This is a genomic window from Paraburkholderia sp. JPY419 (assembly GCF_050435705.1).
Classification (GTDB): domain Bacteria; phylum Pseudomonadota; class Gammaproteobacteria; order Burkholderiales; family Burkholderiaceae; genus Paraburkholderia; species Paraburkholderia youngii.
The window spans coordinates 283,961-298,094 of sequence record NZ_JBNDKV010000003.1; the positions used below are offsets into that span (position 1 = coordinate 283,961).

At 54.8% G+C, this 14,134-nt stretch carries 9 protein-coding genes and 4 pseudogenes; 3 read left to right on the forward strand and 10 right to left on the reverse strand.

Annotated elements, in window-relative coordinates:
• Positions 1-8 precede the first annotated feature (8 nt).
• From QFZ91_RS24795 to gspD, 3 genes are all read right to left on the reverse strand, one after another.
• Positions 9-1,331, reverse strand: coding sequence for an IS5 family transposase (locus QFZ91_RS24795; RefSeq protein ID WP_429522490.1), 1,323 nt, complete (start codon positions 1,329-1,331; stop codon positions 9-11).
• A gap of 121 nt (positions 1,332-1,452) precedes the next feature.
• Positions 1,453-1,860 carry a hypothetical protein gene (locus QFZ91_RS24800; protein WP_176112392.1) on the reverse strand — a complete coding sequence of 136 codons (408 nt, stop codon included), beginning with the start codon at positions 1,858-1,860 and terminating at the stop codon, positions 1,453-1,455.
• 15 nt (positions 1,861-1,875) lie between these two features.
• Positions 1,876-4,104, reverse strand: a complete 2,229-nt coding sequence (gene gspD / locus QFZ91_RS24805; protein ID WP_429568789.1) for a type II secretion system secretin GspD — start codon at positions 4,102-4,104, stop codon at positions 1,876-1,878.
• A 653-nt stretch (positions 4,105-4,757) separates the two neighbouring features.
• Here gspD and QFZ91_RS24810 point away from each other — a divergent pair.
• Positions 4,758-4,922: pseudogene (locus tag QFZ91_RS24810) on the forward strand (IS6 family transposase); the annotation flags it as partial.
• Between the two features lie 57 nt (positions 4,923-4,979).
• On the opposite strand, the gene QFZ91_RS24815 reads toward QFZ91_RS24810, so the two are convergent.
• The 3 genes and pseudogenes from QFZ91_RS24815 to QFZ91_RS24825 form a co-directional block, all read right to left on the reverse strand.
• On the reverse strand, positions 4,980-5,681 hold the full coding sequence (locus QFZ91_RS24815; protein ID WP_429568790.1) for an IS6 family transposase: 702 nt from the start codon (positions 5,679-5,681) through the stop codon (positions 4,980-4,982).
• A 43-nt stretch (positions 5,682-5,724) separates the two neighbouring features.
• Positions 5,725-6,579: a Tn3 family transposase gene (locus QFZ91_RS24820; protein ID WP_429568791.1), complete on the reverse strand. Its 855-nt coding sequence runs from the start codon at positions 6,577-6,579 to the stop codon at positions 5,725-5,727.
• A gap of 158 nt (positions 6,580-6,737) precedes the next feature.
• Positions 6,738-8,883: pseudogene (locus QFZ91_RS24825) on the reverse strand (autotransporter domain-containing protein); the annotation flags it as partial.
• 150 nt (positions 8,884-9,033) lie between these two features.
• On the opposite strand from QFZ91_RS24825, the gene QFZ91_RS24830 reads away from it, so the two are divergent.
• On the forward strand, positions 9,034-10,356 hold the full coding sequence (locus tag QFZ91_RS24830; RefSeq protein WP_429522490.1) for an IS5 family transposase: 1,323 nt from the start codon (positions 9,034-9,036) through the stop codon (positions 10,354-10,356).
• A 101-nt stretch (positions 10,357-10,457) separates the two neighbouring features.
• Here QFZ91_RS24830 and QFZ91_RS24835 read toward each other — a convergent pair.
• Positions 10,458-11,179 (reverse strand): IS6 family transposase gene (locus QFZ91_RS24835; RefSeq protein ID WP_429569133.1). Its coding sequence is split into 2 segments (ribosomal slippage): positions 10,458-10,966 and positions 10,966-11,179, totalling 723 coding nucleotides; the frame shifts between segments, so codons are not numbered across the junction.
• A 139-nt stretch (positions 11,180-11,318) separates the two neighbouring features.
• Here QFZ91_RS24835 and QFZ91_RS24840 point away from each other — a divergent pair.
• Positions 11,319-11,579: pseudogene (locus tag QFZ91_RS24840) on the forward strand (transposase); the annotation flags it as partial.
• A gap of 65 nt (positions 11,580-11,644) precedes the next feature.
• Here the strand turns inward: QFZ91_RS24840 and QFZ91_RS24845 are convergent.
• The 3 genes and pseudogenes from QFZ91_RS24845 to QFZ91_RS24855 form a co-directional block, all read right to left on the reverse strand.
• Positions 11,645-12,337, reverse strand: a pseudogene (locus QFZ91_RS24845) (IS6 family transposase); the annotation flags it as partial.
• Between the two features lie 149 nt (positions 12,338-12,486).
• Positions 12,487-13,398 carry an EamA family transporter gene (locus QFZ91_RS24850; RefSeq protein ID WP_429568792.1) on the reverse strand — a complete coding sequence of 304 codons (912 nt, stop codon included), beginning with the start codon at positions 13,396-13,398 and terminating at the stop codon, positions 12,487-12,489.
• Positions 13,395-14,126, reverse strand: coding sequence for a hypothetical protein (locus tag QFZ91_RS24855; protein WP_429568793.1), 732 nt, complete (start codon positions 14,124-14,126; stop codon positions 13,395-13,397). Before QFZ91_RS24855 ends, QFZ91_RS24850 begins: the two co-directional genes overlap by 4 nt.
• Positions 14,127-14,134: the final 8 nt, after the last annotated feature.

Sequence of the window (14,134 nt, forward strand, 5' to 3'; positions counted from 1 at the left end):
CACCGTAGTTACGGGGATTGAAGCCGAGCAAGTCGGTGGTTGAACAAGGCGGTCAGAATGAAGGCGCAAAGAAGCCGCAGCTTCCTGAGGATCATCCGTAGATTGTGTCCTGCGCCGCACATCACCGCGTGCATCGCGTCGCCGAGCGCACCCTTGAGCCAGTTGCGATCGAGTTTTCCGTCTGTCTTCATGTGACCGATTGCTGGCTCGATTGCGCTGCGCCGTCTGATCATCGCGCGTAGTCCGCGTGTAATGCCCCGCCGCAAGCCCGGGTGGTAGATCTTCACACCATCGACGGCGACACCCTTGTAGCCACGGTCGACGATGGCGACCTCCGGCGTGGCGTCGCACAGGATTGCCGCCTGCTCCAGCGCTTCAGCCAGGGTGTGCCCGTCGTACGGATTGCCTGGCATCGAGCGCATGCCAACCACCAGTCCTTCCTTGTGGGTCGTCGCGATCGAAACTTTCACCCCGAACTCGTACGGCTTGCGCGCCTTGCCCTTGGCCAGGCACTCGACTTCCGGTGCATGCAGCGCATAAAGCTTGTTCTTGTCCTTCGGCTTCTGCGCCAGAATGCGTCTCGTGCGGGCGATCAGTTCCGTTAATTCAGCGCAGCCTAGGTCGGCCACCTGGTTGACCTGCCGCTCCACATCGCGCATCACCCGTCCAACGCGCGAGCGCAGCGTGCGCAGCGCTTTCCTCATGCGTTTGTACTGTTTCGCGTGAGCGTAGCGGCCAATCTGCAGCGCCAGATGCGGCGCCTCGCGGTTGTAGTTCTGCCTCAGTTTCAGACCGTGCCGTGCCGCGGCTTTCACCAGATGTTCGCGACACCGTTCGAGCAGGCGCGAATCGGTTGGGTGGGCGATCGCCTTCTCCATGACGGTCGTATCAACAATCACGCGCTTGACGCTCGAAGCCTTGATCACGCCAGCGCGTTTTGCTGCTTCGATCGTTTCGGCCAGCAACTCTTCAACGCCGGCTTCGCCCATTCGCTTGCGCCAACGCGTCAGGCTCGATGGGTCGATCGGAGGTTCGGTCTGCAAGTAGGTCTCGCCGGTGAACACCTGCCAGTACGGGTTCTCTACCCATTGCCAGACGACCTCTTCGTCGGACAGGTCGAACGCGTGCTGCAAATACAGCAACCCGGCGATCAGCCTCGGCGATGTCGCCGGTCGTCCCTTGCGCGATACAAAGCTTTCGCTCATTGATGCGCCCAGTCGCTCCCAGTTGATCAGGTCGGCCAAACGTATCAACGGATGCTTCAGGTTGATCTGTTCGCGCAGCGGCTGGCGGAAAAAATCTCCCTCCGTCACAGGCGTCTTCGGACCCATTCGCACCTCGTCGAAAAATGCAGGATTCTCACGTTAATGTGCCAGGATCCTGCAAATCTCACAACACCAATTCGGCCTCAAAGCTCTGCCACGCAAGGCTCTCCGAATTGATCAGGCTCGACTAATTGGCGGGGCGGGCAGGCTGATCCTGTATTTCGGCGATCGCGTCTGAAATAGTGTCCCGCATGGCGATTAGGTCGTCTCCGTTAATGACGAACCCCTGCCAGCCAAACCCAGGGTGCCGCAAATGGAGCAAGATACCGTCAGTCATCGTTTCTAGGCTAATCTGCCACGGCGGAAAGGCAACGGACTCCAGTTTCTGATTAAGGTCGGGGGGCGCAGTATCGATCTGCGGCACCATATTCAGACGTACGCGCCCTAATGTCTCGATTAATTTACTTAAATTATTCGCATTCATCCGTACAACGGACTCAGGAAACGCCAATGTTGCGCGGCTGTCTCCCTTTGAATCCAACTCAAATGTTACAACAAAGCACGATGAATCAGCGTCAGGATCTATATCACTCAATTTTGACCTCTCGTTTTACGGTTGTTCCACGCCGGTCGGGGCTGGAGTTTGTTGAGGCGCTGCCTGCTGACGGCGCATCCTGTCAAGATCGAAAAGGTTTAGCGTTGCCCCCCCTTCAGTTGGACCTGTCGGCCTCGGCGGAACTACCGGATCGTCCTTATCCTTGATGAGATTGTTATCCGATCTATATGCACCCTGCACACCTTGAATGTGATCGTAGCGATTTTGTGTCACCGCAAGAGCAGTAGCCCGGTCTCTGATAATGACAGGGCGCAGGAATACAAGTAGATTGGTTTTGGATCGGGTTTTATTTTCGGAGCGGAACAACGGGCCGAGCCACGGGATATCGCCAAGCAGCGGTACCTTGCTGTTGCTAACAGCATAATTGTCCTGCATCAAGCCGCCTAACACAATAATCTCACCATCGTCTGCAAGTACAGTAGATTGAATCGAGCGCTTAGTGAATTGTGGGCCGTTTGGATTGGTCGATACGTCGGTCGTGCCGCCTACGATCGAGGAAATCTCCGTAGCGAGCTGTAATTTTAGGATGCCACCCTCGGTGATCTGCGGTTTAATATCCAGCGTCAAGCCGACATCGACCCGATCAACAGTGTTAAGGGTCGACGGGTTGCTGCCGCTGGTACTTGTGAGACTGGCATAGGATTCCCTTATAACCGGCACGTTTGTACCGACGACAATTTTTGCTTCCTCATTGTCAAGCGAGATGAGGTTTGGTGTCGAAAGAACGTTTGCATCGGAGGAATTTGCAAAAGCTTGCAGCAGAGCGCCAAGACCTTGCACACCGAGGAAATTGCGTACTAGACCTATATTGAGCCCTTGCGATAGCCCTGCAGTCGCGAGACCAGTTGCGCCATTCGCAAGTGCACCGCTCAAATTTACGATGCTGTTTCCGCTTCCGGTCGATAGATTCGTACCGCCTACGACAGTGTTGTTTCCGATCTGCCACTGGATTCCAAGATTTGCGCTGGTATCCGAATTCAGTTCGACAATAAGCGCTTCGATATAGACCTGCGCGCGACGGGAGTCCAGTTCGTCGATAACTGCACGCAGATTACGGTATACCGGCTCGGATGCCGTGATAATTAATGAATTAGACGCAGCATCCGCTTGGATCATCCCGCCTTGCTGATTATCATCGCTTTTATCTTTATCGTTTCCAAGTAGACCAACCGCACTGTTTGTCCCACTTGAACCAGACTGTGAACTACCAAAGGGAGGCGATGAAGATGAGCCAGAGGGTAACGGCGGCATCCCTGATGTGCCAGTTGAATTGCTGCCGAAGGACGAGGATGAACCGGCATTCTGATTGCCTGTATTTGTGCCCTCGCTTGAGCTCGAACCGGTATCACCGCCTTTGCCGAGCATTCCCCGCAGAGTCTCTGCAAGCTTCACCGCATTAGCGTTACGCAGCGGCACAACGTGCATATTACCAAGTTGCGCAGTCGGCGCATCCAGTTGCTGTGCCAGTTTTTTCGCTTCTAATAGCCTTGCGTCGTTCGACGCACGCACCAATATCGAATTGGTGCGTGCGTCCGCGGTAACCAAAACCTTCATCGTGGCATCGGTGTTCCCAATTGCTCCAGGATCAAGCATCTTTGCGAGTTGCGGTGCCGCATCAAGCGCATTCGCGTTTTTCATTAAGACGACTGCTGAGTGCTGAACCGGTGTGTCAATGCCTGCGATGATTTGTCCAATTCGCTGTACATTATCCGCGTAATCGGTGACAACGATTGTGTTATTCGACGGATAGGCGGATACCGTGTTGTTTGGTGAAATCAACGAGCGCACAACAGGCAAAACGTTGTTGGCCGACGCGTTTCTTAGATGAAATATCTGCGTGACAACTTGATCGCCGCGTGCAGGTGCAACGTTGCCCACATATGTCGGGACACCCTGCAGCTTTGCATCGGCTTCGGGCACCACCTTCAGAAGACCATGGTCTTGAACCAGAGAGAACCCTTGCATACGCAACGATGACTGTAGCGTCTTGAGAGCCAAGTCCTCGGGCACCGGATTTTCCGACACAAGATTCAGTTGTCCGTTCACACGGGGGTCAACAACGATAGTTTTGCCGGTCGCAGCTCCGATAGCCTTCGCCACCTGATCGATGTCTGCATTGACGAAATTTAGCGTTACCTGCGCATACACGATGTGCGTGGTGATCAACCCAACCGCTAGAAGTGCCATCGCGACAACTCCCAAAACCTTACGATCTCTTCTCATGGAATGTGATGTGTTCCCACCGATTGAGTTGCCCAGACTGGCTGCCGCCGTTCGGCAAGGGTGATGGATTATGCCTAGGGGAGATGACACGAGCACCTCGATTACTGTCTGAGTGAGGGAATGTCATTTGTTAATAGAACGCAAACGTCGTCGCCCTTACAGTGCCATCCCGCTCCGGATCGCATAAAGGTTGGCATCGCCGTGTCCTAGGTCAAACATCGAAGATGGATCTGACCTGTGGCCACGACAGACCAGCGAAAGAGCGTGCGCGCCTTAAATATGACGCGATCTTAGGCAAAAAACGCAACTTTGTGGAATCAAATTGTTTTGATACGTTTTGAAAGTTTCTTTGATAGAAAGCCGAGTGCGATTATGCACATAGGAGATTTCATGAAGGCGATAAGGCGCCTGCTCTCAAAACAGATCGATCAGGATGCGCTCCAATCCGTTGGCCGTGTGACCCGTGAAGAGAGCTTTCACGCCATCGAGAGAGTGAACCTGCGGATCAAATTGGTCGACGGAAAGAGGATTCGGGGATGGTTCATTTGCAGTGAACACTCCTCGGTTGGTTGTGGTGCAAATAGCGCTCAAGGATCGGTTAGAGTGTCGCCCTGACCGATTTGAGAAGCCGCGATGAACAAGCGCTGAAGAGTCTGGACGGGCTATTCGCTGGCCGTCATTTTGACCGTGAGGTGATCATTCTTTGTGTGCGCTGGTATCTGCGCTACAAACTCAGCCTGCGCGATCTCGTCGAGATGATGGCTGAGCAAGGGTTGTCGCTGGCTCACACGACGATTCTGCGTTGGGTGCGCCGCTATAGGTTCTGTCGCGGTAAGAATGAGAGTTTAGTAAAGACCCGATACGATACGGACTACTTATCCAGCCAGTGAATAGAATTGCTGTGCGGGATTCTGATCGACACCACCATCGTCCATCTGCCCCTTGACGATCATGTGCATAACTTCGATGCCGCCCAACAGGATGCGGGCACAACGAAATTTCTTGAATCCAAGCATCGGTCGGGTCCGGCGCTTGATCGCCCGATGATCCTGTTCGAAGATGTTATTCAGATACTTTTTCTGGCGGACCTTGATCGGCACATCCCGCGGGGCGTTGATCGCTTGCAAGGCAGCCAGATTCGATCCGCTCCTGTCGATCGTCACGGTCTCGGGTTCGCCATTCTGGTCGATTGCCTTTTCGAAATAGGCCCGGGCTGCAGCCTTGTCCCGTCGGGCTCGCAGCAGAAAATCAACGGTGTTGCCTGCGTTGTCGACAGCCCGATAGAGATACCGCCACTCACCCCTGATTCGAATGTAGGTCTCGTCCATCCTCCAGCTCTTGCCGACCGTCCGTTTGCGCCGTCGAAACGCCTTCCCCAGGACCGGCAACAGTTTGAGTGCCCAACGATGAACGGTCGAATGATCGACCGCAATCCCGCGCTCGGCCATCATCTGTTCGAGATGACGCAGGCTCAGCGGATAGGCCACGTACCACCGAACGCACAGCAACATCACGTCCAGCGGGTAATGCAAGCGTTTGAGTACTTTTCCCACACCCGGACTCAGCTTCTCGGTCATCGATCAAGTCACCCATTAAGGCCCGTCAGCATACCAGACTGCCTTATTGCGACAGATCCCGACGAAGCAGTACCGAGTTGAAGGCGGTCACGACATTGGCCAGCAGCCGGCCGCACTCGTTATTGATCGCAATGTCGTGATCGGTCTTGCCGATCAGGTGCTTTCTGCCACTGACCTCGGCGATGAAGCCGCGCAGCGCGTGATACGCTTCGATCCGGTTCTGCGAACGATGGACGTTGCGCTGCAGTTGCGGGTCGCGCATGTAGCGCAGCGTGTAGATGCTGCGCACGAGTTTATCGAACTCGAAGACGGCACGGCGCGTGCGGTGACGTGGAGACAATGCGCAAAGCTTGCGAACCAGTGCCTGCTGGCTCATTTCCTTCACGCTGAGTGACGCGATGATCTGTTCGAAGACACACGGATCGTCGCAGATGGCGAGCAAGTCGATCTGTCCAGCGGGTTTGATCAGGAAATTGTCGTACTGCTCGATGTCGTCGCCGCAAAACAGATGTTTTAGCTGTGCTTGCAGGTTGGTGAAGCGCGGCGCAAAGTCCATCTCGAACCAGTACATGGCCGCGAAATTCATCTTGTTGATGCTGTGCATGTCTCCGGTGATAATCGTCGGCGCGATATCGGTCTTGTTGTGATAACAGAGGTCGAAGACGTAATGGCTTTCGTGCTCGTGCGCACCGATGAGGTTGGTGAGTGTGGCAACGTGATTGGTGAGGGAGGTAAAGGCGACGACTCCCCGTTCGCGACCGAAATATTTGCGCGAGTGCCTCGCCTTTGCGGTCGGAGTGGCGGCAGCGAACTTCTGTCCGTCGATGGCACCGAAAAGCGCGCCAAGATCGGACGAGTAGTTGTAGCGGCTTGCAATCGAAACCAGTCTGGCTCGCAATCATCGGCTTTTTCGGCTCGAATTGGTTGCGACTGACGGCGAGCCGTGGGCTCACATTGCTTGCGACCGAGCTTGCAATCATCGGTCTCTGGCTTGCGTTCCATCGATACGGGCTCACATTAGTTGCAACCATTTCGGTGACAATGAGGTTCGCTTTTTCAGAACTTCCAGTTTAAATTGCCTTGCACCGTATGATCGGATTGCCGGCTAGCCAGCGAACCCGAATATCCGATGCTGAGGCGTCCATTCTTGCCGATATCGATCCGGGCATCCACGCTTAGCACTGCCGCATCTTTCGCAACCGGCACGCTCGCGACCGAGAAGCCGTCGCTGCCAGAAGCGAATGCAAGCGTCGCAACCGGACGGCCGCTCGTCAGCGCGTGCTGCCAGCCGAGGCTCCCTTGCAGCGTAAGCTGCATCATCGATGTCAGCAGTGAACTGCGTTGTGCCGCGCATGCCGAGCGTTGTAAACGACACATCGTTGTTGCCTTCCTGAGCGCGCAGCGTGGCCGCACCGCCTGTCTCGGCCATTCCATGATTGTTCAAATGAACATAGGCGAGCTGCCCGAACGGCTCCACGTCGGCTGCTCCGCTAAGGTTTAGACGATAAGCGGTCTCGGCGAACACCTGGGTCGTTTCTGCGTTCAGCGTGCCGCTTTCGTGCTCAGACGTCGCGCCATACTGCACATAGCGATCCATGCCACCGCGGTGCCACGCGTGCTCTACGCCCGCGCGCAGCCCGAGCGCGCTGGGCTGCCAGGCCGCATATGCACCGAGATGAAAGCTGTCGAATGATGCAGACGACGGCTGGTCACGCAGATTGACGCCGCTATGGCTGTAGCCGGCGAGGCCACCCACGCGAACACCATCGTGCACCATTGCATCTGCACCCGCGAGGAAGCCACCTGTCGAACTGGTGTATCCATTAACGCCATCACCCCGTGCGCCCCCCCACGAGCCCAACAGGCGCGCCCAAGCGCCTGACTGTGTCGAGGCGGTATCACGCGTAGCCCCGAGCCGCCCGAACACCGCGTCGCGTACCTGACGGCTTTCATTGATGAGCGTCGCGTAGGCGGCAGGATAACTTTCACCCGTCAGTTGTCCAAATGTTGCCTGTGGCACCTGTGCGGAGGTTGCGAACAGCACACTGTTGTACACTGCGCTGCCCGGGTAAAGTGTCTCCATCGCGCGAGCGACACTGCGTTCGTTATCCGTACCCGCGACGCTCGCGAACGGCGTCGCGCTTCGATTCACGGTGAGACTGACGCTCGTCGGACCATATGCGAGCGACGGCAACACGAACAGGTAGCCACCAGGCGTCGCAAACTGACCTTCGACGCCTCCTGCGGCGTTCAAAATGTCGAAACGCTTACCCAGAATCGAGCGTGACTGTTCGAGACTAAGGGGTGGGGGTGAATGTTCAAGCGCAAGGCTGAGCGTGCCATTCGCGATACGCGCTTTACCACCTGCGTCGATCCGGTCGCTTGCTCCGCTCGGCGAAAGTTGGACCGCATAGGTTGATCCTGTTGCGAAATTCGCGTCATTCGTTACTTTCAACAGGCCGATCGAATGTCCAGGGGCGACCGTTCCTCCTTCATTCACGTTCAGAGATTGCAGTGCGCCGTTGCCGCTAACGCCCCCTCCGTTACCGACCGCGACGTTGCCGCTTGCTCCGTCGAGCGACGCAAAGCCGCGTGCCAGCAACACGTCACCCGTCCTCCCTGTATTCGTTACGGCTACGGTTCCGCCTTGGTCGATCGACAACTGTGCGCTTGTGCCGGCGATCGTTGCGCCGCCACCGTTCACCGCAACATCAGCCGTCCGGCCGTTCACTGTGAGCCGTCCAGCTGCATTGACCATCGCGCCGGAGGCGATCGAGCCGTCGATCCGCAATTCCCCGCCGTCAACTGTTGTTAACCCGCGATAGGTATTGTTCCCCGACAGGGTCAGCAGACCACTGCCTGACTTTGTCAGGCTACCTTCATAGGCACGTGTCTGGTAAGCAGACTCGCGCGCGGTGCCGATCTCGTACGCTGTCTTGTCGCTGTCGCTCGCATTCGAGGGCAGTCCCTGCGTCCAGCCCTTCGTTTTCAGCGTATCGAGCCACGATTGATGCTCTGCCGCGTCTTCTTTCTGACGCGCGGCGAGTGCAATGTCCGAAATGTCGTTCGACCATACATCCGACATGCCAGAAGGCAAATTAACATGGAACCGACCCAGCAACTGGCTGGGGCCGTTCATTGCCTTCTGTAGATCTGGGAGCCCCCAGCCTGCCACCGCATTGGGCACGTGCGTATTACCCGGGATCAATGCAGTAAGATTGCCGTAACTAGTCGAGCCTGATCAATTCGGAGAGCCTTGCGTGGCAGAGCTTTGAGGCCGAATTGGTGTTGTGAGATTTGCAGGATCCTGGCACATTAACGTGAGAATCCTGCATTTTTCGACGAGGTGCGAATGGGTCCGAAGACGCCTGTGACGGAGGGAGATTTTTTCCGCCAGCCGCTGCGCGAACAGATCAACCTGAAGCATCCGTTGATACGTTTGGCCGACCTGATCAACTGGGAGCGACTGGGCGCATCAATGAGCGAAAGCTTTGTATCGCGCAAGGGACGACCGGCGACATCGCCGAGGCTGATCGCCGGGTTGCTGTATTTGCAGCACGCGTTCGACCTGTCCGACGAAGAGGTCGTCTGGCAATGGGTAGAGAACCCGTACTGGCAGGTGTTCACCGGCGAGACCTACTTGCAGACCGAACCTCCGATCGACCCATCGAGCCTGACGCGTTGGCGCAAGCGAATGGGCGAAGCCGGCGTTGAAGAGTTGCTGGCCGAAACGATCGAAGCAGCAAAACGCGCTGGCGTGATCAAGGCTTCGAGCGTCAAGCGCGTGATTGTTGATACGACCGTCATGGAGAAGGCGATCGCCCACCCAACCGATTCGCGCCTGCTCGAACGGTGTCGCGAACATCTGGTGAAAGCCGCGGCACGGCACGGTCTGAAACTGAGGCAGAACTACAACCGCGAGGCGCCGCATCTGGCGCTGCAGATTGGCCGCTACGCTCACGCGAAACAGTACAAACGCATGAGGAAAGCGCTGCGCACGCTGCGCTCGCGCGTTGGACGGGTGATGCGCGATGTGGAGCGGCAGGTCAACCAGGTGGCCGACCTAGGCTGCGCTGAATTAACGGAACTGATCGCCCGCACGAGACGCATTCTGGCGCAGAAGCCGAAGGACAAGAACAAGCTTTATGCGCTGCATGCACCGGAAGTCGAGTGCCTGGCCAAGGGCAAGGCGCGCAAGCCGTACGAGTTCGGGGTGAAAGTTTCGATCGCGACGACCCACAAGGAAGGACTGGTGGTTGGCATGCGCTCGATGCCAGGCAATCCGTACGACGGGCACACCCTGGCTGAAGCGCTGGAGCAGGCGGCAATCCTGTGCGACGCCACGCCGGAGGTCGCCATCGTCGACCGTGGCTACAAGGGTGTCGCCGTCGATGGTGTGAAGATCTACCACCCGGGCTTGCGGCGGGGCATTACACGCGGACTACGCGCGATGATCAGACGGCGCAGCGCAATCGAGCCAGCAATCGGTCACATGAAGACAGACGGAAAACTCGATCGCAACTGGCTCAAGGGTGCGCTCGGCGACGCGATGCACGCGGTGATGTGCGGCGCAGGACACAATCTACGGATGATCCTCAGGAAGCTGCGGCTTCTTTGCGCCTTCATTCTGACCGCCTTGTTCAACCACCGACTTGCTCGGCTTCAATCCCCGTAACTACGGTGCTCGGCAAAACGAATTGTTCAGGACGGACCAATTAGGGTTGTGTCGCGTTAAGGACGATGCGACGATCAGGCGCCTGAGATGAAGAGGATTGCTTACATCACGAGAGAATAGAATTGTTCGGCTGCAGTCGAGGCGACGCCATCGTCACACATCTGCCCCTTGCGGATCATGTGTGCGATCTCTATGCCAGACAGGATGATGCGCGCACAGCGGAAATCCTTGAACCCCATCATCGGTTTGATGATGCGTTTGATGGCACGGTGATCCTGCTCGACGACGTTGTTTAGGTATTTGTTTTGCCGGACCTTGATCGGCGTTAAGCGCTCGGCATTGAGCGCTTCAAGCGCAGCCAGATTGGCGCCGCTCCTGTCCACGGTGATTGTCTCGGGCTCGCCGTTCTGTTCAATCGCCTTCTCGAAGTAGCGGCGCGCCGCGGCCTTGTCCCGATGGGCGCGCAGCAGGAAATCCACCGTGTTGCCCGCCTTGTCCACGGCACGGTACAAGTATTTCCAATGGCCTTTGACCTTGACATAGGTCTCATCGACGCGCCAGCTCTTGCCGACAGGCCGTTTGCGTTTGCGGAATGCTTTTTCAAACACCGCAGCAGCTTGATAACCCACCGGTGCACGCTCGAATGGTCCACCTCGATACCCCGCTCGGCCATCATTTCTTCGAGGTTTCGTAGACTCAGTGAGTACGCCACGTACCACCGGACGCACAGCAGGATCACGTCCAGCGGGTAGTGCAGCCGCTTCAGTACCTTGCCAATGCCAGCGGGCAGCGTCTTGCATGGCGTCTTCGTCTTTGTCATCATGCTTGTCATGCGTTGTCGTCGGCGGATTTTACTTGACCGCGTTATTGCGACAAAACCGTCTGCGCTCATGATCTCCTGAGCTTGCCCCCGAAAAACGAATCGCTTGCTGAACAGGTAGACTCTAGCAAGGAGAAGAACGATGAAAAGCAAGGCAAAGCGGGCACAGTACACGCTCGAGTTCAAGCTGGAAGCTGTGCGGCTGGTGAAAGCCGGGCAGAGCATGGCAGCAGTGGCGGCGACACTGGGCGTGGTTGAACAGACACTGTACAACTGGGCGAAGGCTGACCGGGAAGGCAAGCTCGCGGGAGCAGGCACGAAGCCCGTGAGCCCCGAACAGATGGAACTGGCGCGGCTGCGTGCGGAGGTAGCGCGCCTGAAGATGGATCGAGATATATTAAAAACGGGTTCTGTCGCGATAAGGATGGCAGACCGAGCCTGTTCCCATATAGATAGGATTGCTGATGTCGCCAGCGAGTAGAACTGAGCGGCTGCCGTTCGGTCATCGCCGTCGTTTTTCATCTGCCCCTTGCGAATCATATGCATCACCTCAATACCAGAGAGAATGATGCGCGCACACCGAAAATTCTTGAAGCCCATCATTGGTCTGATGATCCGTTTGATCGCCCGATGGTCCTGTTCCACGAGGTTGTTCAGGTATTTGTTCTGCCGGATCCTGATCGGGGTTTCGCGCTCGGCGTTGATGGCGTCAAGTGCGGCCAGATTCGCGCCGCTTTTGTCGATAGTCACCGTCTCGGGTTCGCCATTGAGGGCGATCGATTTTTCGAAATATCGCCGCGCCGCAGTCTTATCTCGATGGGCCCGCAGCAGGAAGTCGATGGTGTTGCCAGCCTTGTCGACGGCGCGATACAGGTATTTCCATTGGCCATTGACCTTAATGTAGGTCTCATCGACGCGCCAACTCTTGCCGACGGGGCGTTTGCGGCTACGAAACGTCTTTTCCAGCACCGGCAGCAGCTTGAGGGCCCAACGATGCACGGTTGAATGATCCACTGAGATGCCTCGCTCCGCCATCATTTCTTCCAGGTTTCGCAGACTGAGCGGATAGGCCACATACCAGCGCACGCAAGTCAGGATCACATCAAGCGGGTAATGCAGGCGTTTGAGCACGCGGGCCACGGTCGGATTCAGCGTCTTCATCCAGCTTTCAGTCGTTCGTCTTGTTACGAACATCATAGCCGACTGCCTTATTGCAACAGAACCATTTTCTTTTCTTCATCGTGACATCTTACGTGACTACCTCGCCAACGTGACAGTGCCTTAACAGATGATGTTTTTTCGAGTCTTTCTCACATGTCCCGGAGTGATATCACTGCTACTCCTGCCACGATCACGATGATTGAGAAAAATTTTCTAACTACGCCTCCCGGAGCAATATCCTCGGCGAAATATTTTGGAAACAGCTTCTTTGCCAGGAACCCCAAAGCCAACACGAAGAGCGGGTGGATACTGACGACTACCGAAACCAAAGCTGCACCGCCTCCCGCAGCCAGAGCGGCCATGAAGAATACATAGCCCCCAACATCAAAGATGTTCGTCGTCCCGAAAATTCCGAATTGCTTACAATTCAAAACTTTTAGATCATCAAAGATGAGCTTTCTCCATTTCGGAACCAATAAAAGCAACATCCCACCAAGGGCATAGCCAGCAAAGTTGAAAATCAGCACCGAGTCCAAGCTCTTGACTTGCAATATATCATCTGAAATTACAGTTGAGACAGCTCCAAAAAAAGCAGAAATTAGCAACAGGACTACGTGCCTGGGATACCCCAATCCTCTAATCGTCTGCCTGGACATGCATGGTATTAGAATACCAACGACGATCAAGGCGAAGCCAGTCATTTGCCAAGATGTCGGAATGGTATGGAAAATCAACACTGATGCCGCCAATACAAATATTGGTTCAGATTGGTGAATCGGAATCACAACCGATACATCCATATTCTCCAAGGAGTAGCTATATGCAAAGTATTGCAAAAATATTGCGAGACCAGAGCATATATTTATCGCCACCATATATAAGTCTAGATTCGCAGGCCGGAAATAGGCATAAATGGCCGCCGCAAAAAAAATATTCCCGATGCTCAGCAAGAAAATGAAAGAAATCCAATTGGAAGCAATATTATCGATTGCGAACTTGTCAGCAATATTTGAGAGACTCCAAAACAGCGGTGCCAGAAGGGCAAAATATAACCATGTCATTTCACTCTCCCGAAAGCCTCAAGAATCGTATTTTTGCTATCGTTCAATAACTCATTCGAGAAGTCATCGGTATCATGATCAAAAATAAATGTATTGTTATATCTGAAACCATCAGAAGTTTCGAAACCGACTATTTTGTCAAGGATTGCTGGAAGCTCGTCAAACCGAGATGAGTGGTTTTTCTTCAAAAGCTTCATAGCGTTGCCGTAGTGCGCCGCTTCATCTTTAGTAGCATTGCGAATCCATACAGACAGACAATCAGGCCCGAGATTATCAAAAAGCTTGAAGTCCTGCTTATAAGCCCGAGTGCTAGTAATTTCATCGAATGCAATTGACGCCAATATAGTGAATTCATCAACCATGAAGGATGAAACGGCTTCAAATTCCGGCCGTCTGGATTTGATTTCCTTATCGATATCGTCTTCTCGGAAACCATACAACACACTATTGATCTTTCGAAGACCTCTATAGTGGTTTTGTTCATCCAAATGCCAGAGGCATACGAACTCTAAAAAATCATCGCTCAGCTGTAAATCACTTCGATTCATGAGGTATATCAAGAAGTGCTTAGAATCAAACTCAGAGCCCATGTCATGCCAAAAGTATTCTTGCCGTGATTTTATGATATCCCTAGATCCGCTGATGCTTTCGGGAGTCAAAGATTTAAGTAAATCAACTGAAGACCAGTCATAACTTTTCAAACCGATTGAGGATTTTAAATAGCTCACGATTGCGC

Bases quoted from the DNA above. Each gene is read 5' to 3' on its own strand.
- QFZ91_RS24795 (WP_429522490.1), bottom strand. From the start codon at position 1,331: ATGGGTCCGAAGACGCCTGTGACGGAGGGAGATTTTTTCCGCCAGCCG.
- QFZ91_RS24815 (WP_429568790.1), bottom strand. From the start codon at position 5,681: ATGACCGAGAAGCTGAGTCCGGGTGTGGGAAAAGTACTCAAACGCTTG.
- QFZ91_RS24850 (WP_429568792.1), bottom strand. From the start codon at position 13,398: ATGACATGGTTATATTTTGCCCTTCTGGCACCGCTGTTTTGGAGTCTC.
- gspD (WP_429568789.1), bottom strand. From the start codon at position 4,104: ATGAGAAGAGATCGTAAGGTTTTGGGAGTTGTCGCGATGGCACTTCTA.
- QFZ91_RS24830 (WP_429522490.1), top strand. From the start codon at position 9,034: ATGGGTCCGAAGACGCCTGTGACGGAGGGAGATTTTTTCCGCCAGCCG.